The 19,560-nt window shown below is 73.2% G+C and carries 19 protein-coding genes and 1 pseudogene; 8 read left to right on the top strand and 12 right to left on the bottom strand.

The features are described 5' to 3' along the window. The 6 genes from E1193_RS32540 to E1193_RS19660 form a co-directional block, all read left to right on the top strand. Nucleotides 1-183: hypothetical protein (locus E1193_RS32540; RefSeq protein WP_207922768.1), on the top strand; the 183-nt coding region annotated here is incomplete at its 5' end. 70 nt (nt 184-253) lie between these two features. After that, entirely contained in the window at nt 254-1,351 is a 1,098-nt protein-coding gene (locus E1193_RS19680; RefSeq protein WP_132184657.1) for a substrate-binding domain-containing protein, read from the top strand. Between the two features lie 119 nt (nt 1,352-1,470). After that, nucleotides 1,471-2,292, top strand: a complete 822-nt coding sequence (locus E1193_RS19675; RefSeq protein WP_132184656.1) for an ATP-binding cassette domain-containing protein — start codon at nt 1,471-1,473, stop codon at nt 2,290-2,292. After that, the gene (locus E1193_RS19670; protein ID WP_132184655.1) at nt 2,289-3,548 is read left to right on the top strand and encodes an ABC transporter permease; all 1,260 of its coding nucleotides are present in this window, start codon (nt 2,289-2,291) and stop codon (nt 3,546-3,548) included. Before E1193_RS19675 ends, E1193_RS19670 begins: the two co-directional genes overlap by 4 nt. A 43-nt stretch (nt 3,549-3,591) precedes the next feature. Next, entirely contained in the window at nt 3,592-4,773 is a 1,182-nt protein-coding gene (locus tag E1193_RS19665) for an ROK family protein (RefSeq protein ID WP_132184654.1), read from the top strand. 152 nt (nt 4,774-4,925) lie between these two features. Continuing rightward, nucleotides 4,926-5,666, top strand: coding sequence for a DUF4142 domain-containing protein (locus E1193_RS19660; protein ID WP_132184653.1), 741 nt, complete (start codon nt 4,926-4,928; stop codon nt 5,664-5,666). Nucleotides 5,667-5,727: 61 nt separating this feature from the next. Here the strand turns inward: E1193_RS19660 and E1193_RS19655 are convergent, their stop codons facing one another. The 11 genes and pseudogenes from E1193_RS19655 to E1193_RS19605 form a co-directional block, all read right to left on the bottom strand. Continuing rightward, entirely contained in the window at nt 5,728-5,982 is a 255-nt protein-coding gene (locus tag E1193_RS19655) for a hypothetical protein (RefSeq protein WP_132184659.1), read from the bottom strand. Between the two features lie 17 nt (nt 5,983-5,999). Then, on the bottom strand, nt 6,000-7,046 hold the full coding sequence (gene tsaD / locus E1193_RS19650) for a tRNA (adenosine(37)-N6)-threonylcarbamoyltransferase complex transferase subunit TsaD (protein WP_132184652.1): 1,047 nt from the start codon (nt 7,044-7,046) through the stop codon (nt 6,000-6,002). Beyond that, a complete protein-coding gene (rimI, locus tag E1193_RS19645; RefSeq protein WP_132184658.1) occupies nt 7,046-7,510 on the bottom strand; it encodes a ribosomal protein S18-alanine N-acetyltransferase in 465 nt (154 codons plus the stop codon). The genes tsaD and rimI overlap by 1 nt, the downstream gene beginning before the upstream one ends. A gap of 185 nt (nt 7,511-7,695) precedes the next feature. Further along, entirely contained in the window at nt 7,696-8,373 is a 678-nt protein-coding gene (tsaB, locus tag E1193_RS19640) for a tRNA (adenosine(37)-N6)-threonylcarbamoyltransferase complex dimerization subunit type 1 TsaB (RefSeq protein ID WP_132184651.1), read from the bottom strand. 62 nt (nt 8,374-8,435) lie between these two features. Then, nucleotides 8,436-9,287, bottom strand: a complete 852-nt coding sequence (locus E1193_RS19635) for a maleylpyruvate isomerase family mycothiol-dependent enzyme (protein ID WP_132184650.1) — start codon at nt 9,285-9,287, stop codon at nt 8,436-8,438. A gap of 65 nt (nt 9,288-9,352) precedes the next feature. Further along, on the bottom strand, nt 9,353-10,054 hold the full coding sequence (gene ung / locus E1193_RS19630) for a uracil-DNA glycosylase (RefSeq protein ID WP_132184649.1): 702 nt from the start codon (nt 10,052-10,054) through the stop codon (nt 9,353-9,355). A 209-nt stretch (nt 10,055-10,263) separates the two neighbouring features. Next, the gene (gene tsaE, locus E1193_RS19625) at nt 10,264-10,764 is read right to left on the bottom strand and encodes a tRNA (adenosine(37)-N6)-threonylcarbamoyltransferase complex ATPase subunit type 1 TsaE (RefSeq protein WP_132184648.1); all 501 of its coding nucleotides are present in this window, start codon (nt 10,762-10,764) and stop codon (nt 10,264-10,266) included. 173 nt (nt 10,765-10,937) lie between these two features. After that, on the bottom strand, nt 10,938-12,032 hold the full coding sequence (locus tag E1193_RS19620; protein ID WP_132184647.1) for an alpha/beta hydrolase: 1,095 nt from the start codon (nt 12,030-12,032) through the stop codon (nt 10,938-10,940). A 114-nt stretch (nt 12,033-12,146) separates the two neighbouring features. Then, nucleotides 12,147-13,268: an alanine racemase gene (alr, locus tag E1193_RS19615; protein ID WP_132184646.1), complete on the bottom strand. Its 1,122-nt coding sequence runs from the start codon at nt 13,266-13,268 to the stop codon at nt 12,147-12,149. 77 nt (nt 13,269-13,345) lie between these two features. Beyond that, nucleotides 13,346-14,819, bottom strand: a pseudogene (locus E1193_RS19610) (NAD(P)H-hydrate dehydratase); the annotation flags it as partial. Between the two features lie 55 nt (nt 14,820-14,874). Then, the gene (locus E1193_RS19605) at nt 14,875-15,243 is read right to left on the bottom strand and encodes a holo-ACP synthase (RefSeq protein ID WP_132184644.1); all 369 of its coding nucleotides are present in this window, start codon (nt 15,241-15,243) and stop codon (nt 14,875-14,877) included. 180 nt (nt 15,244-15,423) lie between these two features. On the opposite strand from E1193_RS19605, the gene E1193_RS19600 reads away from it, so the two are divergent. Both E1193_RS19600 and E1193_RS19595 read left to right on the top strand, forming a co-directional pair. Next, on the top strand, nt 15,424-15,714 hold the full coding sequence (locus E1193_RS19600; RefSeq protein WP_132184643.1) for a type VII secretion target: 291 nt from the start codon (nt 15,424-15,426) through the stop codon (nt 15,712-15,714). Continuing rightward, a complete protein-coding gene (locus E1193_RS19595) occupies nt 15,711-17,366 on the top strand; it encodes an alpha/beta hydrolase (RefSeq protein ID WP_132184642.1) in 1,656 nt (551 codons plus the stop codon). Before E1193_RS19600 ends, E1193_RS19595 begins: the two co-directional genes overlap by 4 nt. Before the next feature lie 32 nt (nt 17,367-17,398). Here E1193_RS19595 and glmS read toward each other — a convergent pair whose 3' ends face one another. Continuing rightward, entirely contained in the window at nt 17,399-19,312 is a 1,914-nt protein-coding gene (gene glmS / locus E1193_RS19590) for a glutamine--fructose-6-phosphate transaminase (isomerizing) (RefSeq protein ID WP_132184641.1), read from the bottom strand. Nucleotides 19,313-19,560: the final 248 nt, after the last annotated feature.

The raw sequence follows: 19,560 nt of genomic DNA, 5'->3' as shown, positions 1-19,560 counted from the left end.
ATCACGAAGTTGGCTGCCAGAGCCACGACCGACTGCATCGCCAGCCTCGCGATCGACGCAACGGAAGTGAGGGGTGACGGTGAGTGCTTGTTGGGGAATGTCCGGAGCGTAACGAGCGCGTTGCTGAATTGTTACCGCCGCCAACAAACTTCCGACCTCGACAGTCTTGCGAGCGTCGTGTGAGCGGGAATACGTTGCCGGACACAACAAAACATTCGCAACCACTCCCCCACCCCCGAAAGGACCCGTGCAGATGCGCAAGGGCTTCCTCACCTTCGCCACCGTGGGCCTGCTGGCCACCGGCGGCATGGCCGCCTGCGGCGACAACTCCGACAGCACCGCGGCCGGCGGCAACGACACGAAGCCGAAGATCGGCGTGATCCTCCCGGACAGCAAGTCCTCCGCCCGGTGGGAGGGCGCGGACCGCAAGTTCCTGGAGGAGGCGTTCAAGGCCGCGGGTGTCGACTACGACATCCAGAACGCGCAGGGCGACAAGAACGCCTTCCAGACCATCGCCGACCAGATGATCACCAACGGCGTCACCGCCCTGATGATCGTCAACCTGGACTCCGGCACCGGCAAGGCCGTCCTCGACAAGGCCAAGTCGCAGGGCGTCGCCACCATCGACTACGACCGCCTCACCCTCGGCGGCTCCGCGCAGTACTACGTCAGCTTCGACAACGAGGCCGTCGGCAAGCTGCAGGGCGAGGGCCTGGTCAAGTGCCTGACCGACAAGGGCGTCAAGAACCCGGCGATCGCCTACCTCAACGGCTCGCCGACCGACAACAACGCCACCCTGTTCAAGAACGGGTACGACTCGGTGCTCAAGCCGAAGTTCGACTCGAAGGACTACACCAAGGTCGCCGACGACTCCGTGCCGGACTGGGACAACACCCAGGCCGCCACGATCTTCGAGCAGCAGCTCACCAAGGCCGGCGGCAAGATCGACGGTGTGCTCGCCGCCAACGACGGCCTCGGCAACGCGGTCATCTCGGTGCTGAAGAAGAACAAGCTCAACGGCAAGGTCCCGGTGACCGGCCAGGACGCCACCCCGCAGGGCCTGCAGAACATCCTCGCCGGCGACCAGTGCATGACCGTCTACAAGGCGATCAAGGAGGAGGCGAAGGCCGCCGCGGATCTGGCCATCGCGCTGGCCAAGGGTGACAAGAAGGAGACCGGTCAGACGGTCACGGACCCGGAGGGTGGCCGTGACGTGGCCGCCGTCCTGCTCACCCCGAAGGCCATCTACAAGGAGAACGTCTCCGACGTCATCGCGGACGGCTTCGTCACCAAGGACGAGGTCTGCGCCGGCGAGTACGCCAAGCTCTGCGCCGACGCCGGCATCAACTGACCCGTACGCGTCCCACCCGCTCACCGGCGGCGCCGCCCGGCAACGGTGACAACCGTGCCGGGCGGCGCCCCGCCACCGGACGGGCTCCGAGAGTTCCCCTCCGCGCAAAGGAGACCCCCGTGTCCGCGACCCCCCTGCTGGAACTACGCGGGATCGACAAGAGCTTCGGTCCCGTCCAGGTGCTCCGCGACGTCGCCTTCGCCGCCCACCCCGGCGAGGTGACCGCCCTCGTGGGCGACAACGGCGCAGGCAAGTCGACCCTGGTCAAGTGCATCAGCGGCATCTACCCCACCGACAGCGGCGAGTTCCTCTTCGAGGGCCGCCCGGTGAGCATCAACAGCCCGCGCGACGCCGCCGCGCTCGGCATCGAGGTCGTCTACCAGGACCTCGCGCTCTGCGACAACCTCGACATCGTGCAGAACATGTTCCTCGGCCGGGAGAAGCGCAGCGGGATCGTGCTCGACGAACCCACCATGGAGCAGATGGCCGCCGAGACGCTCGCCGGGCTGAGCGTCCGTACGGTGAAGTCGCTGCGCCAGCACGTCTCCAGCCTCTCCGGCGGCCAGCGCCAGACCGTGGCCATCGCCAAGGCGGTGCTCTGGAACAGCAAGCTGGTCATCCTCGACGAGCCGACCGCCGCGCTCGGCGTCGCACAGACCGCCCAGGTGCTGGAACTGGTCCGCCGGCTCGCCGACCGGGGCCTGGCCGTGGTGCTCATCTCGCACAACATGAACGACGTCTTCGCCGTCTCCGACCGGATCGCCGCGCTCTACCTGGGCCAGATGGTCGCGCAGGTGAAGGCCACCGACATCACCCACTCGCAGGTGGTCGAGCTGATCACCGCCGGCCGCTCCGGCAACCTCGGCCTCGCCGAGGCGGGTGCGGGCAGCGCCGGCAACGCCACGGGGTCCACCGACACCACCTCGGGAGCCGTCCGATGACCACCACCGCCGTGAAGAAGCAAGGCCCGGCCGCCGTCGCGCCGGAGCCGACGGTCGGCAGTCACGTCCGCAACTACGTCAGCCGGGTACGCGGCGGCGACATCGGCGCCCTGCCGGCCGTGCTCGGCCTGATCGTGCTCTGCGCGGTATTCGCGGTGATGCGCCCGTCGTTCCTCACCGCCGGCAACTTCGCCAACCTGTTCACCCAGGGCGCGGCGATCACCCTGATCGCGATGGGCCTGGTCTTCGTCCTGCTGCTGGGTGAGATCGACCTGTCGGCCGGCTTCGCCAGCGGCGTCTGCGCCGCCGTCCTGGCCAACGTCGTCACCGTGCTGGGTTACCCCTGGTACGTGGCGGTGCTCGCCGCGATCGCCACCGGCGTGATGATCGGCACCGTGCTCGGCGTGCTGGTCGCCAAGGTCGGCATTCCGTCCTTCGTGGTCACCCTGGCCGGGTTCCTCGCCTTTCAGGGCATCGTGCTGATGCTGATGAAGGAGGGCGCCAACATCTCGGTGCGTGACGCGACGCTGGTGGCCATCGCCAACCGCAACCTCCCCCCCACGCTGGGCTGGGCCCTGACCGCCGCCGCCGTTCTCGGGTACGCCGCCGTGCAGTTGCTCCGGCACCGCAACCGGGTCGCCCGCGGCCTGCTCACCGACCCGCTCGCGGTGGTGGCCGCCCGGATCGGCACGCTGGCCGTCGTCCTCGGCGTCGCGGTCTACATCCTCAACCTGGAGCGCAGCCGCAACGTCCTGTTCACCTCGCTCAGGGGCGTGCCGATCGTGGTGCCGATCATCGCGGTGCTGCTGGTCGTCTGGACCTTCGTGCTACAGCGCACCAGCTACGGCCGACACGTGTACGCCGTCGGCGGCAACAAGGAGGCCGCGCGCCGGGCCGGCGTCAACGTGGACCGGATCCGCATCTCGGTCTTCGTGATCTGCTCCTCGATGGCCGCCGTCGGCGGCATCGTGGCCGCGAGCCGGGCCAACTCGGTCGACCCGAACACCGGTGGCAGTAACGTACTGCTCTACGCCGTCGGCGCGGCGGTGATCGGCGGCACCAGCCTCTTCGGCGGCAAGGGCCGCGTCCTCGACGCGGTGCTCGGTGGTGCCGTGGTCGCCGTCATCGACAACGGCATGGGCCTGATGGGTTACAGCTCGGGAGTCAAATACGTGGTGACGGGCGTGGTGCTGCTCCTCGCGGCCAGCGTGGACGCGCTGTCCCGACGGCGTTCCGCCGCCAGCGGCAGCCGTTGACCTGCGGCGTACGCCGACCGACGGGGACACGGGGTACCAGAACATGCGGGTGGGACCGAGCCAGGACGAGATCCGGCGGCAGAACCTCGGAGCGCTGCTGCGTCACGTGCACGTGCACGGCGCGACCACCCGCGCGGAACTCACCACCACCCTCGGGCTCAACCGCAGCACCATCGGCGCGCTGACCGCCGACCTGGCCGGCGCCGGGCTGGTCAGCGAAGGGACACCGAAGGAGACCGGCCGGGCCGGGCGACCGTCGCTGGTCGTCCGGCCAGAGTCGGCCCGGGTCTACGCGTACGCGTCCTCGATCGAGGTGGACCGGCTGCGAGCCGCGCGGGTCGGTCTCGGCGGTGAGGTGCTCGACCGCCGGGACCTGGACCGGCCGCGCGGCATGGACGCCGCGGAGACCGCGCCGCTGCTGGCCGGCGCGCTCAAGGAGATGCACGATCGGGTCACCGCGGACACCCTCTGCGTGGGTGCCGGCGTGGCCGTCTGCGGCATGGTCCGCCGGGCCGACGGCCTGGTCCGGCTCGGCCCCACCACCGGCTGGGCGGACGAGCCGCTCGGCGCGACACTCGCCGACACGCTCGGCATCGACGTGCCGGTCACGGTCGGCAACGTCGCCGACGTGGCGGTCTTCGCCGAACACGCCCGGGGGGTCGCCGCCGGCTGCGACAACGTCATCTACCTGTACGGCGACGTGGGCGTCGGGGCCGGCATCATCGCCGGCGGACGCCGGCTGACCGGCCACGGCGGGTACGGCGGGGAGGTCGGTCACATGGTGGTGGCCCGGGACGGGGCTCGCTGCGAGTGCGGCTCCCGCGGCTGCTGGGAAACGGAGATCGGCGAGCACGGCCTGCTACGCGCCACCGGTCGCATCGAGGCCCGGGGCCGGGAGTCGCTGCTGGCCGTCTTCGAAGCCGCCGACCGGGGAGACGCCCGCGCCCAGACGGCGGTACGCCAGGCCGGCGACTGGCTCGGCTTCGGCGTCGGCAACCTGGTCAACATCTTCAATCCGGAGATGGTCATCTTCGGCGGCACCATGCGCGACCTCTACCTCGCCGCCGCCGCCCAGGTCCGCAGCCGGCTCAACCACGTCGGGCTCCCCGCCTGCCTGGAACACGTGCGGCTGCGCACCCCCAAGCTCGGCGACGACGCGCCGCTGGTCGGCGCGGCCGAGCTGGCCTTCGAACGGCTCCTCGCCGACCCCCTCGACGTCGGCTGAGCCCTCGGCTGCGCACCCCGCGGCCTTCACTGGCGGGTTCCCGATCCAAATGAACTCTTCCGGCCGGTGATCCGTACCAGTGGTCGCGGGCAGCCGGCGGATTGAGCTGCCCGGCACAACACGCACGGCCCGGACCGAGGAGGCACCGCAGCATGGCACCGCTGGAATCCGCTCGTCGTCGGCCAGGGCACCGGACCCACCGGGTGGCGGTGCTGTTCGTCACGCTCGTGGCCGGGCTCTTCGCCCTGCCCGGCGTGGCCGTGGCCGCTCCCGCCGCACAACTCAACGCCGCCGACATGGCGCTGCTCACCGGCGTCCGGCTGGCGGGACTGTGGGAGATGCCGGCCGGAGTGATGGCAGCCGAAAGGGGACAGTCGCCCCGGGTCCGGGAGATCGGCGCGGAGATCGCCCGCCAGCACGAGCAGCTCGACCTGCTCTGCGTCGAGGCCGCCAACAAACTCGGCGCGCTCCTGCCCTCGGACGCCACCGCCGAGCAGAAGGGGTGGCTGGGTGAGATGCAGGAGGCCAACGGCGCCCAGTTCGACCAGATCTTCGTCACCCGGCTCCGGATCGCCCACGGCAAGATCTTCCCGGTGATCGGCGCGGTCCGCGCCGCCACCCGGGACGCCACCGTCCGCAAGCTCGCCGACGACGCCAACAAGTTCGTCACCGACCACATGGCGATGCTGGAGAGCACCGGCCTGGTCCGCTGGAACCAGATGCCCCCGGCCGCCATTCCGCCCGCGCAGAGCGACTCGCTCGTCGCCGCCGCCCAGGCCGGTGCGCCGCTCGCCCCGACGGTCAGCGTCGGCACCACCATCGTCTGGGTGGTCTTCCTCGCCGCGCTCGGCGTCGGCGGATGGACCACCTGGCGGATCATGCGCCGCACCTGACCACCGCGTACGCGACAGGGGCCGGGAGCACGACGCTCCCGGCCCCTGCTGGCTGTGCCCGTCAGCGGTCGATCTGCGTGAAGTCCCACGAGTGCGGGGGGCGCGCCACCAGCATGGCCGGCGGGTCCGGCAACGGTCGTGGACTGCTCCGCCACTTCGAGATCACCACCACCCGGTGGTCGGTGGAGGAGAAGACCTCGCTGACCACGTGCAGCGGATCGTGCTCCAACTCCGGCAGCGCGGTCTCGCAGACCCAGGTGATCAGGTCGGTGAAGCCGTAGGGCTCCGCCCGCGCCTCCCACATCCGGACGATCATGTCGGCCATCCCTCCCGTCACACGCTGACCGTGGTCAGCGGCAGGGCCGAGTCCGCCGGCAGGTCGAGCCGGCTCGGCGCCACCCCGGCGGCGACCAGGTGCGAGCCGAGCGCCGCGACCATCGCGCCGTTGTCCGTGCACAGCGTCGGCCGGGGTACCCGCACCCGGATGCCGTGCTTCGCCGCCCGCTGCTCGGCCATCGCCCGCAGCCGCGAGTTGGCGGCCACTCCCCCGCCGACGACCAGCGTCCCGATTCCGTTCGCCCGGCAGGCGTCCAGCGCCTTGGCGGTCAGCACGTCGCAGACCGCCTCCTGGAAGGAGGCGGCCACGTCGGCCACCGGCACCGGCTCACCGGCGCGCTGCCGGGCCTCCACCCAGCGTGCCACCGCCGTCTTCAGGCCGGAGAAGGAGAAGTCGTAGCGGTGGGCGGCCAGGTCCTTCGGTGCGGTCAGCCCGCGCGGGAAGACGATCTTCGCCGGGTCGCCGGCCCGCGCCTGCCCGTCGATGTGGGGCCCACCGGGGAAAGGGAGCCCGAGCAGCCGGGCCACCTTGTCGAACGCCTCCCCGGCGGCGTCGTCGATGGTGGCGCCCAGCGGCGTCACTCCGCGCGCCAGGTCGTCCACCAGCAGCAGCGACGAGTGGCCGCCGGAGACCAGTAGCGCGACCGCCGGCTCCGGCAGCGGACCGTGCTCCAGGGTGTCCACGGCGACGTGCGCGGCGAGGTGGTTCACCCCGTACACCGGCTTCTCTGCGGCGAGCGCGTAACCCTTCGCGGCGGCCACCCCGACCAGCAGCGCACCGGCCAGCCCGGGACCGGAGGTGACCGCGATCGCATCGATGTCCGAGATCGTCACCCCCGCCTCCCGCAGTGCCCGGTCCATCGTCGGCACGATCGCCTCCAGATGGGCCCGGCTGGCCACCTCCGGCACCACCCCACCGAACCGGGCGTGCTGGTCGACGCTGGAGGCCAGGGCGTCGGCGAGCAGGGTGTGCCCGCGCACGATCCCGACACCGGTCTCGTCGCAGGAGGTCTCGATGCCCAGGACCAGGGGTTCGTCAGCCATCAGTCGTCCATCCCGTACCCGGTCGGCGGCGCGACGCGCCGCATCACCAGCGCGTCGGTGTTGCTCGGTTGGTAGTAGCCGCGACGGACGCCGATCGGCTCGAAGCCGTACGTCGCGTAGAGCTTCTGGGCGGGCGCGTTGTCCACGGCCACCTCCAGCAGGACGGTCCGTACGCCCCGGCGGGCCGCCTCAGCCAGCAGATCCTCCAGCAGAACCCGGCCCACACCACGCCGCTGCGCGTCCCGCCGGACCGCGATGTTCTGCACCCATGCCTCGTCCGGCTGCACGGCCAGCCCGGCGTAGCCGAGCAGCGTCCCGTCGACGTCGACGGCGACCCGGTACCAGTGCCCGTTGGCCAGCTCGTTCCAGAACATCGACGCGGACCACTGCTCGGCACCGAACAGGTCCGCCTCGATCGGCAACACCTCGTCGACATGCCACCAGCGGAACCGCTCCAGGCGCATCGACCCGCTCACCGCGGCCCCCCGGCCGCCGACCGCGGGGCTCGCGGACCCGGCTCACTCCTCGCGCTCACCCTGCCACCCCAGCTCGCGACCGCGGGGCTCGCAAACCCGGCTCACTCCTCGCGCTCACAGCGTCACCTCGGCTCGCGACTGCGGGGCTCGCAAACCCGGCTCACTCCTCGCGCTCACGGTAGAACCGGCTTGCGGGTGGCCGCCGCCACCGCGTCCGGACGGCGCAGGTAGAGAGGGGTGAGCGCCTCGCCCGGGGCACCGGCCCGGATCCGCTCGGCGGCCAGCACCGCCAAAGCGGTCGCGTCCGGGTAGCGCGGCTCGGCCCGCAGCGGCAAACCCAACACGTCGGCGTACCGGTGGGCGCCGTCGCCCACGGCGGCGGCGACCGCCAGCTCGCGGGCCCGTCCGGCGGCGACCGCCGGGGCGTCCACGTTCGGCCCGGCGATTCGCCGGCCGGCACCGTCGTAGATCGCCCAGTACACCTCGCGACGGCGGGCGTCGCTGGCGACCAGGACCGGCTCGCCGGCCGCCGCCGGGTGGCCGATGCCGTCCAGCGAGCAGACGCCGTACGTCGGAACACCGAGCACCTGGCCCATGGTGGCGGCGGTGACCAGCCCGACCCGCAGCCCGGTGAACGGGCCGGGACCGAGTCCGGCGACGATCGCGGCCAGGTCACGCGGCCGGACGTCGGCCTCGGCGAACACCGCGTCCACCTGCGGGGCGAGCAGTTCGCCGTGGGCGCGGGCATCGACCGTGCGCCGGTGCGCCAGTGGCGCGACCCCGCCGGCCGAAACCTCCACCAGCGCCGCGGTAACCGCGGGCGTCGAGGAGTCCACCACCAGTACGAGCACGATTGACCAGCCTAGCCGGCCCTGCCGTCACCCCAGGTGACGCCCCACCCGTTGCCCCACAGTCAACTCGGGGTGCGGAACGTGCGCAGGAAGGTCGGCAGCAGCCAGGGGCGCCATCCGGAGATCCGCACCCCGCCGGTGAGCAGCGTCCGCGCCCGGCTGATCCGGCCGAACATCATCAGGTTGAGGCTGCCCGGGTCGTGGTGGATCCGCACGTCGGTGCGGGCATCCGGCGCGGCGAACGAGATCACCCCCCGGTGCAGCACCAGCCGCAGCGGGGCGGCGAACGCCGAACGGAACTCCACCACGATCGGTCGGTCGCTCGGCGGCCCCCCGCCGTCGAGCAGCCGACCGTAGCCGTGGCGCACCACACCGGTCAGGAAGAGCTCCAGGAACATGGCGGCCTCGCGACCCGGCAGGCGCCACCGGCGCCCGCCCGCCCGCGCGATGTCGTGGCCGTGTATCAACAGCTCGTTGACCAGATGGGCGCAGAGCCCGGCGAGCGGCACCCGAGCCGCACCGAGCCAGGGCACCGTGTCGTCGGGGCTCCGGTCGGCGCACCGGGACAGCAGGTGCCCGACGTCGGCCCGCAGCCGGGCGAGCAGCACCGCCGGGTCACGCTCGGTGAGATGCCGCAGCACCACGTCGTTGGCGTCGGCCACGGTGTCGACGGTGACCTCGGCCAGCTGGCCTTCGAGATCCGCGACCGGCAGCGGCGGGTGCTCCGGATCCACCAGACAGGCGTACAGCCAGGCAAGGGAGACCACGTGGGCGAGCATGTCGGCGACCGACCAGTCGGCCGTGCAGCGGACCTCGGGACGGGTGACGGCGATCAGGCCGGCGAAGCGTTCCGTCTGCTCCGCCAGCGCCGTCCTCGCCGCCCGCCACTGCTGAGGAGTGAATGTCGCCGCCACTCGCCACCCTCCTGTCCCTGGGGAGAGGCTACATCGGACGGTCACGACCCGGTGACCCCACGAACTCAGCCGGCGCTGCGCTCCCACTCCACAGTGGGCATTCCGGCATCGGCGAGCGCCTTGTTGGCCGCGCTGAACGGCCGGCTGCCGAGGAACCCGCGCGGGTTCATCGGGCTCGGGTGGCCGGCCTCCAGGACCACGTGCCGCGGGTTGCTGACCAAAGCCGCCTTCCTGCGGGCGTACCCACCCCAGAGCAGAAAGACCACCCGCTCGTCGCGGACGTCGAGGGCGCGGATGGTGGCGTCGGTGAACTCCTCCCACCCCTTGTTCGCGTGCGAGCCGGGAGTGGCCTGGCGGACGGTGAGCACCGAGTTGAGCAGCAACACGCCCTGCGCCGCCCAGCCGCTCAGGTTGCCACCGCGCGGCTTCGGCACGCCCAGGTCGTCGGCGAGCTCCTTGAAGACGTTACGCAGCGACGGCGGCACCGCCACCCCCTCGCGCACGCTGAAGCTCAACCCGTGCGCCTGCCCGGCCTTGTGATAGGGATCCTGCCCGAGGATCAGCACCCGGCACTGCTGCGGCCCGCACAGCCGGTACGCGGCGAAGAGGTCCTCCAGCGGCGGGAAGACGGTCTGCGTGGCGTACTCCCGGGCGACGAACTCGGCCAGCGCCGCGGTGCGGGCGGGGTCGAGGTGCGGGGTGAGCACGGCACGCCACTCCTCGGGCAGCAGCGCCAGCAGGTCGAGGGCGGGGGTGTCGTCGGGCATCGGCAACCTTTCGTAGTCGGTGCGCCACTTCCTACCAGCCGGCACCGACAGATCGTCCACCGCCCGGGCCGGTGCCCCGACGGCCCGCGCCCTCGACAGCGCCACACCGCCGGGGCGGCAGGGCAGCGCACGCCGCAGCCTGTGTTCGCGGCCCAGCGCTGTGCGGCCTGCCCACCGAGACCGACGCCGACGTCGTGACCGGGCGCGGGTCAGGTGACCGGCCCGGCGTGGCGCAGGGTGTCCAGGCGCTGCGCCCAGTCGCCGCCAACCGGTTCCAACTCCACCACGCGGGTATCGTCCTCCCGTCGGTCGATCCGCGCCCGCAGGTGGGCGTCGACCAACTGCTCGACCAGCCCCTCACCCCACTCGACCACGGTCACCGAGTCGTCGACGGAGGCGTCCAGGTCGAGGTCGTCGATCTCGGCGCGCGGGTCGCTCGCACCGCCCAGCCGGTACGCGTCGGCGTGCACCAGCGCCACGCCACGGCCCCGGGCCGGATCCGGGCGGTGCACCCGGGCGATCACGAAGGTCGGGGAGGTGATGTCGCCGAGCACCCCCAGCCCGGCGCCGATGCCCTGGGTGAGCGCGGTCTTGCCGGCCCCCAGCGGGCCGGTGAGCAGAAGCAGGTCACCGGCTCGGAGCAGGCGCGCCAGCCGGCGACCGAAGGCGTGCGTCTCCTCGACCGTCGGCAGCGTGACGGTCACGCTCACTGTGGCCTCTCGGCTCGCGACTGCGGGGCTCGCAAAACCGGCTCACTCCTCGCGCTCACAGCGTCACCTCGGCTCGCGACTGCGGGGCTCGCAAAACCGGCTCACTCCTCGCGCTCACAGCGTCACCTCGGCTCGCGACTGCGGGGCTCGCAAAACCGGCTCACTCCTCGCGCTCACAGTGCCTCCAGGAACTCGGCCAACGCCGCGTTGACCTCGTCGGCGTGCTCCAGCATCACCACGTGCCCACTGTCGTCGATCTTGACGTACCGGGCGTGCGGCAGCCGGCGGACGATCTCGTCCGAGTGGATGACCGGAGTGATCATGTCCTTGTCCCCGACCACCACCAGCACCGGGACGCCGTTGAGCGCGGCCAGCGCCGGGAACCGCGAGTGGGCGGCCAACGTACGCAGGTAGCGGGTCACCGTGTCGGCCGACGTCCGGGAGTTCATCCGCTCCACGTACGACACCAGGGCCGGGCTCGGCCTGGGCGTGCCGAAGCCGTACCTGCGGGTGAGCAGCCAGGCGATGTTGGACGTCGACTGGCGGGCCTTGTCGATCACCGTGCCGCCGTACCGGGTGGCGTTGCTCACCATCTGGAGCACCGGCCCGCCGACCCGCCCCAGCAGCGCCGGGGCGACCAGCCTGGTTTCGGCGAGCACCCCGCCGGAGGTGGCGATCAGCACCGTGCCGACCACCCGGTCACCGAACAGCTCCGGATACAGCTCGGCGAAGGCCATGATGGTCATCCCGCCCATCGAGTGGCCGACCAGCACCAGCGGCCCCTCCGGGATGGTCCGGTCGATCACCCGCCGCAGGGTGTCGCCCAGTGCGGCGAGGTCGTACTCACCGCTCTCCAGGCGGCCCGAGCGGCCGTGCCCGGGCTGGTCGTACGCGACGATTCGGTAGTCGCCCCGCTCCGCGAGCATCTTGCGCTGGAAATGGAACGTCCCCATGTCCAGGCAGAAGCCGTGCACCAGCACCACGGTCGGGTGCCCCGGCTCCGGCCGGGTCGGCTCCACCACCTCGACGTGTATGTCGGTGCCGTCCGGCAGCTCCAGCCGGAATGCCTCGTCGCAGGGCTGCTCGCCGAAGACCTCGCCGGCGTACCGGTCGGCGGGGTCCGCCTTGAGCCGGCGGACCAACGCCCGCTCGGTGGCGACGCCGGCTGCCAGGCCGGCGGCGGCGACGCCGACGGTGGCCAGTGTGCCGGCGACCTTCCCGGCAGCGGTACGCGGACGGGGCACCCGGAAACGGCGCGACGCTGTCATGGTGCCAGCTTGGTTCGCGACTGCGGGGCTCGCAAGATCAGCTCACTCCTCGCGCTCACGGTGCCAGCTTGGTTCGCGACTGCGGGGCTCGCAAGATCAGCTCACTCCTCGCGCTCACGGTGCCAGCTCGCCGTCGTAGACCCGGGGCACCCGGACCCCGCCGAACCTGGTGACTATCTCGTAGTTGATGGTGCCGACCGCGTCGGCCCAGTCGTCGGCGGTGGGCTCGCCGTCCACGCCGCTGCCGAAGAGGGTCGCCACGTCGCCGGCGGCCACCGGGTCCGACCCGCAGTCCAGCACGAACTGGTCCATGCAGACCCGGCCGGAGATGGTGCGCCGCCGGCCACCCAGTTGCACCGGCCCGACGTTGGAGGCGTGCCGGGGCACCCCGTCGGCGTAGCCGAGCGGCACCACCGCCAGGTTCGCCTCGTCGCCGGTGGTGTAGATGTGGCCGTAGGAGATGCCGGTGCCGGCCGGCACCCGCTTGGTCAGCATCACCCGGGCCCGAGCGGTCATCGCCGGGCGCAGCCCGAACTGCTCCCCCGCGATCGGCGACAGCCCGTACACGGCGATCCCAGGACGGACCAGGTCAAAGTGGGTGTCGGGCCGGGTCAGCGTGGCCGCCGAGTTGGCCAGGTGCCGGTAGCGCGGACGCAGACCGGACCGCTCGACCATGGCCAGCCCCTCGTGGAAGACGGCCAACTGCCGGTCCGTGGTGGGGTGGCCGGGCGAGTCGGCGTACACGAAGTGACTCCACACGCCGACCACCTCGACCAGGCCGTCGGCCTGGGCCTTCGCGGCGGCGTCCAGCAGGGCCGGCCAGTCGGCGACGGTCGCGCCGCCCCGTGACAATCCGGTGTCGATCTTGAGGTGCAGCCGGGCCGGACGGTCCGCGCGGCGGCTCGCCCCGATCATCTCGTCGAGTTGGGGCCGGCTGGCGGCGGCCAGGTCGACTCCCGCCGCCACCCCCTCGTGCAGCGCCAGCCCGGGGTCGAGCAGCCAGGCCAGCACCGGTGCGGTGATCCCGGCTCGGCGCAGGGTGAGCGCCTCGTCGAGGGTGCAGACGCCGAGCCAGTCCGCCCCGGCGTCGAGCGCGGCGCGGGCGGACGGGACCATGCCGTGGCCGTACCCGTCGCCCTTCACCACCGCCATCAACTCGGCGCTGGTGCCAGCCCGGAGCCGGGCCACGTTGTCACGGATCGCGTCAAGATCGACGCGCACCTCGGCCTGCCACATACGCCCAGCCTACTTGCCCATTGATCACCCGCCGCCGGTCCCGGCCAGTGGCTGAGCACGTCGGCCCCGCGCTCCGAATCAATCCAGCAGCGGCGCGACCACCGACCGCAGCGCGGCCACCACGTCGGGCGCGGTCACCGGCCCGCCCCGGGCCGCCTCCCGCCCGGCCAGCCCGTGCAGGTACGCGGCCGTCGCAGCCGCCCGCTCCGCAGCCAGCCCGGCGGCGAGCAGCGACCCGAGCAGCCCGGCCAGCACGTCGCCGGTGCCCCCGGTGGCCAGCGCCGGGCTCCCCGTCGGGTTGACGTACGCCCGACCATCCGGCGTGCCGATCACCGTCCGGTCCCCCTTGAGCAGGACCGTCGCGTTCATCCAGGCGGCCAGCCGCAGCGTGGCGGCGACCCGGTCGGTGCCCGGTTCCTCGCCGCAGAGCCGGCTGAACTCCCGGTCGTGCGGGGTCACCACGATCGGGGCGTCCCGGTTGCGCAGCCGGTCGGCGAGCGAGCCGTCCACCAGCAGGGTCAGCGCGTCCGCGTCCAGCACCACCGGCACCGGGGCGGCCAGCACGGCGCGCAACCCGGCCGCCGCCTCCTCGCCGGTGCCGAGGCCGGAGCCGCAGACCCAGGCCTGCACCCGGCCGGCCTCGGCGACCTGGTCGGTGGCGATCACCGACGGGTACTGCCGCACCACTCCCTCCCGAGCCCCACCGGCGTACCGGACCAGGCCGGTCGGGCCGGCGAGCGCGCCCCCGACCGACAGCACCGCGGCCCCGGGATACGTCCGCGAACCGGTGGCCACCCCGACCACGCCCCGGGTGTACTTCTCCGAGGCCGGGCCGAGCCGCGGCCACCACCCGGCCACGTCCGACCACTCGGTGACCCGCAGCGCGGGGGTGCCGCGCAGCCACGGGCCGAGCCCGATGTCGACCAGCTCGACCTGCCCGGCGAGCGGGGCCGCCGGGCCGACCACCAGGGCCGGCTTCAGCGCGCCGAACGTCACCGTCACGTCGGCGCGCACCGCGGCGGGGCGGCCGGAGGCGGACAGCGGCACACCCCCGGTGTCGACGGCGACGCCGCTCGGCACGTCCACCGCCACCACGGTGGCCCGGCCGCCGTCGCGCCCCCGGTGCCGCACGAGGCTGGCCGCGAGTTGCTCGGCGGTCTCCCGCAGCCCCCCCGCGCCACCGATGCCGACGATGCCGTCGAGCACCAGATCGACGGTGGCGGGGGGCCGGTCGACGAGCCGGCCGCCGGCGGCGCGCAACGCGGCGAGCCCTTCGGGGTGCGCCCGGCCGGGACTCAGCAGCAGCGCGGAGACAGCGGCCCCGCGCCGGGCCAGGTGGGCACCCGCGAACAGGGTGTCTCCGCCGTTGTCGCCGGTGCCGACGAGCAGCAGGACCCGGCCGCCGTACACCCCGCCCCGGTCGCCGAGCAGCAGTGCGCAGCGGCGGGCCAGACCGGCGGCGGCCCGCCGCATCAGCGTCCCGGGCGGAAGGGTGGCCATCAGGTTCGTCTCCGCCGCGCGTACGTCCGCGACCCGCCACACCGGTTTCATGCCACCCGCGTCCCCTCGTCGGCCTGCCGGCGGGCCGGCCGGCCCGCCCGGACGTTCAGCGTTCCGCGACCACCATCGCGGAGGCGATCCCGCCGTCGTGCGAGAGCGACAGGTGCCAGCGGTTGATCCCGCGCTCGGTGGCGGCGGCCGCGACCGTCCCGGAGACGGTCAGCCACGGCCGGCCGTCCGGGTCCGGCACGATCTCGCAGTCGTGCCAGCTCAGCCCGGCCGGGGCACCCAGTGCCTTGGCCACCGCCTCCTTCGCGGCGAACCGGGCGGCCATCGACTCGGGTGAGCGCGGATTGCCGGAGCCGGTGTAGCGCTCCGCCTCGGTGAAGAGCCGGTCGGCGAGCAGGGGCGTGCGGGCCAGGGCCCGGGCGAACCGGTCCACCAGCACGACATCGATACCGACCGCGACGATCACGGAGCCCACCCTACCGGCGGGCGGACGGCAGATTAGCCGTCGGCCGCGCTGTGGGCAATGGCTGTGGAAAACCCGGAGGTACGGCCACCGCCGGCCATCCACAGCCCCTACCGGCGGCCTCCTCGCGCCGCCTAGCGTCCCCCCGGTCGAGTTTCGCCGGGACGGAAAAAGGCGGGTGGCGTGGAGCCGTTGGAGGTACGACCGGAGGTGCTGCGCGAGGTGGCGGGTGGGCTCGCCGACGAGGCGTACGCGCTGGCGAACCGGCTGGCCGGCCCGCCGGGGCTGACCGTGGCGGCACCACAGTGGCGGGCCGCCGCCGCCCTGGCCAGCCTGGAGTCGGCCGTGCACGCCTGGCAGGGGTCGCTCGCCGCCCGGGTGGCCGAGACGGCCGAGGCCCTGCGCGCCGCCGCCGACGCGTACGAGGCGGTGGACGACCGGGCCGCCGACCGGCTCGCCACGCCGCCCCGATGACCGGGTACGCGCAGCTCTGGCGGGCCGCGCCGAGGGACTGGGTCGACGCCGCGGCGGCCTGGCGCGAGCTGGCCGGCCCGGTGCGGCGGCGCTGCCACGGGCTCGCCGCCCGGGCGGGCCGGCTGCGCACCGGCTGGTCGGGCGGGGCCGCCTCGGCGGCCGGCGGGCGACTCACCGAGCTGCGGGGGGAGCTGGTTGGCGTGCTGCCGGCGCTGGTCGAGGCCGATCAGGTGCTCGCCGAGTTCGCCGCCCGGCTGCACGCGGCGAAGGCCCGGCTGGCCGAGGCGGTGGCGCTGGCGGACCGCACCGGGGTGCAGGTCGACCGGCACGGCGTCGCCAGTGCCGTCCCGGCGCCGTCCCGCTCGGCGGGGCGGCGGTGGGTCGGGCCCGAGGCTGGGGTCCTCCGGGCCGAACCGGCGGTGGCCACAGCGGCGGACGTGGCGCGGGTGGCGGCGGACGTGCGGGGCGCGCTCGCGCTGGCCGACGCCGCCGACCGAGAGGCCGCCGGCCGCCTCGACGAGCTGGCGTCGGCCGCACGCTCCGGCTGGGTCGCGCCACCGCCACCCGGCCGGCCGGCGACGGGATCCCCTCCCGCCCTGGTCCGGGTGTGGTGGGCGGGCCTGAGCCCGGCCCAGCGCCGGTGGCTGGTCCTGCACGAGCCAGCCCGGGTGGGTCGCCTCGACGGAGTGCCGGCCGCCGCCCGGGACCAGGCCAACCGGTTGCTGCTCGCCGACCGCCGGGACGCGCTGTCAGCCGACCGCCGGAAGCTGTCGGCCCGCCTCCCCGGCTGGCCCGGCGACCGGGCCGGGTTGCGCCGGGTCGAGGCGGCGCTGGCCGGCCTGGACGGGATAGCCGGGCGGCTGGCGGCGGGACCGCCGCGGGCCTACCTGCTCGGGCTCGACGAGCGCGGGGACGGGCGGGCGGTGGTCGCGCTGGGCAACCCCGACCGCTCGGCGCAGGTGCTGACGTACGTGCCGGGGATGACCAGCGACCTCGCCGACGCTCCTGGAGAGCTGAGCCGGGCCGGGCGGGTGCTCGACCGGTGCGCCGGCATCGCCCCGGGCGAGGAGACCGCCGCGGTGCTCTGGCTGGACTACGACGCCCCGGATTTCCTGCCCGAGGCGTCCTCGTCGGCGCAGGCCCGGGACGCCGGCCCGGGGCTGCACCGCTTCCAGGAGGGACTGCGCGCCACCCACGACGGGCCGCCGGCGCGGCAGACCGTGCTCGGGCACAGCTACGGCTCGGTGGTGGTGGGCGGCGCGGCGCGCGATCACGGGCTGGCCGCCGACGCCCTGGTCTTCGTCGGCTCCCCCGGGGTCGGGGTGGACCGGGCCGAGGCGCTGCGCCTGCCGCCGGAGCGGGTCTGGGCGAGCACGGCCCCGGACGACGTGATCCGGCTGGTGGAGCCGCCGGGGCAACTGGCCGGCCGGGCGGTGCTCGCCACGTCGCCGCTGGCCACCGCCGTCTCGCTGCTGCGGCCCGACGACCACCGGCTGTGGTTCGGTCACGACCCGGCCGACCCGGACTTCGGCGGTCGCACCTTCCCCAGCGCCCGGGCCGGGCACACCGGTTACTGGGAACCGGGCAACCCGGCGTTGGACGGCATGGCCCGGATCGTGCTCGGTCGTCCGGTGCCGTCCCCGGGCGCATGACCGCCCGGGGGGCCGGTGGGCGTCGGTTCCGGTTACTCGACGGTGACCGACTTCGCCAGGTTGCGCGGCTGGTCCACGTCGTGCCCACGGGCCGCGGCGATCTCGGCGGCGAGTACCTGGAGCGGCACGGTGGTCACCAGCGGAGCGAGCAGCGTCGGCGTACGCGGCACGTAGATCAGGTGGTCGGCGTAGCGGACGACCGCCTCGTCGCCCTCCTCCGCGATCACGATGGTCCGGGCACCCCGGGCGCGGACCTCCTGGATGTTGGAGACGACCTTGTCGTGCAGCATTCCCCGGCCCACCGGAGACGGCACCACGCAGATCACCGGGGTGCCCTCGTCGATCAGGGAGATCGGGCCGTGCTTCAGCTCGCCGGCGGCGAAGCCCTCGGCGTGCATGTACGCCAGTTCCTTGAGCTTCAGGGCACCCTCCAGGGCCACCGGGTAGCCCACGTGCCGGCCGATGAAGAGCACAGTCGGCTCGGACTTCAACTCCCGGCCCAGCTCCCGCACCGGCTCGATCCGGTCCAGCAGCTCGCGCAGCTTGCCCGGCATCTCCTGGAGCTGGGCGACGACCGCGCCCACCTCGTCGGCGAACTTGATGCCGCGCACCTGGGCCAGGTGCAGGCCGATCAGGTAGCAGGCGACCACCTGGGTGAGGAACGCCTTGGTCGAGGCGACGGCGATCTCCGGCCCACCGTGGGTGTAGAGGACCGCGTCGGACTCGCGCGGGATGGTGGAACCGTTGGTGTTGCAGATCGCCAGCACCCGGGCCTTCTGCTCCTTGGCGTGGCGCAGCGCCATCAGGGTGTCCATGGTCTCGCCGGACTGCGAGATGACCACGATCAGCGTGGACCGGTCGAGGACCGGGTCGCGGTAGCGGAACTCGCTGGCCAGCTCCACCTCGCAGGGGATCCGGGTCCAGTGCTCGATGGCGTACTTGGCGACCAGGCCGGCGTGGTAGGAGGTGCCGCACGCCACGATGAAGATCTTGTCGACGTCGCGGAGGTCCTGGTCGCTGAGGCGGACCTCGTCGAGGGCGATCTCGCCGGTCTCGGTGAGCCGGCCGAGCAGCGTGTCGGCGATCGCCTGCGGCTGCTCCTCGATCTCCTTCAGCATGAACCAGTCGTAGCCGCCCTTCTCGGCAGCGGAGGAGTCCCAGTCGATGTGGAAGTCCTTGCCGGTGGCGGGCTGGCCGGTGAAGTCCGTGATCTCGATGCTGTCGCCGGTGATCAGGACGATCTGGTCCTGGCCCAGCTCGACCGCGTCCCGGGTGTGCTCGATGAACGCGGCCACGTCGCTGGCCAGGTAGTTCTCCCCGTCGCCACGGCCGACGACCAGCGGCGAGTTGCGCCGGGCGCCGACCACCGCGCCGGGGATGCCGGCGTCGACGGCGAGCAGCGTGAAGGCGCCCTCGAGCCGCTGGCAGACCATCCGCATGGCCGAGGCGAGCAGTTGCGGGTTGTCGGCCTCGCCGGCGGCGCGCAGGTTGGCCAGCGCGTGGGCGAGCAGGTGGGCCGCGCACTCGGTGTCGGTGTCGCTGGTGAAGGTGACCCCGTCGGCCTCCAGCTCGGCACGGAGCTTCGCGAAGTTCTCGATGATGCCGTTGTGGATCACCGCGACCCGGCCGTCGGGCGACTGGTGCGGGTGGGCGTTGCGGTCGGTCGGGCCGCCGTGGGTGGCCCAGCGGGTGTGCCCGATCCCGGTGGTGCCGTCACCGATGCCGATCGGGCTCGCGGCGCAGCCCTCGGGGTCGTCGGCGGCCCGCTCGGAGAGGACCTTCTCCAGGTTGGCCAGCTTGCCGGCCTTCTTCTCGGTCAGCAGCTCGTCGTCGCAGACGATCGCCACGCCGGCCGAGTCGTAGCCGCGGTACTCCAGCCGCCGCAGTCCGTCGAGCACGATGCCGAGCGCCGGGCGGGAGCCGGCGTAACCCACGATTCCACACATGGTCCGCAGCCTAGCCCAGTTTCGCTCATCTCGTGTGCGCAGAAGTCGGGTAAACAATCACTGATTTTGAGCGATCGGCGTACGGCGGGCGGCATCCGGACAGCCATCCACGCGGTTCGTCCCGCCGCCGGGGCGCGACGGGGTTGCGGGGCGGCTGCGGGTACGACAGTCTCTCGGCGGATCCGCCGCGTCCCCAGAACGGCCTGCCACCCATCCCCTCCCCACTTTCGGAGCAGACATGTCCGACC

It is taken from the genome of Micromonospora sp. KC606 (assembly GCF_004348675.1).
Classification (GTDB): domain Bacteria; phylum Actinomycetota; class Actinomycetes; order Mycobacteriales; family Micromonosporaceae; genus Micromonospora.
This window is presented reverse-complemented; position numbering and strand designations above follow the sequence as displayed.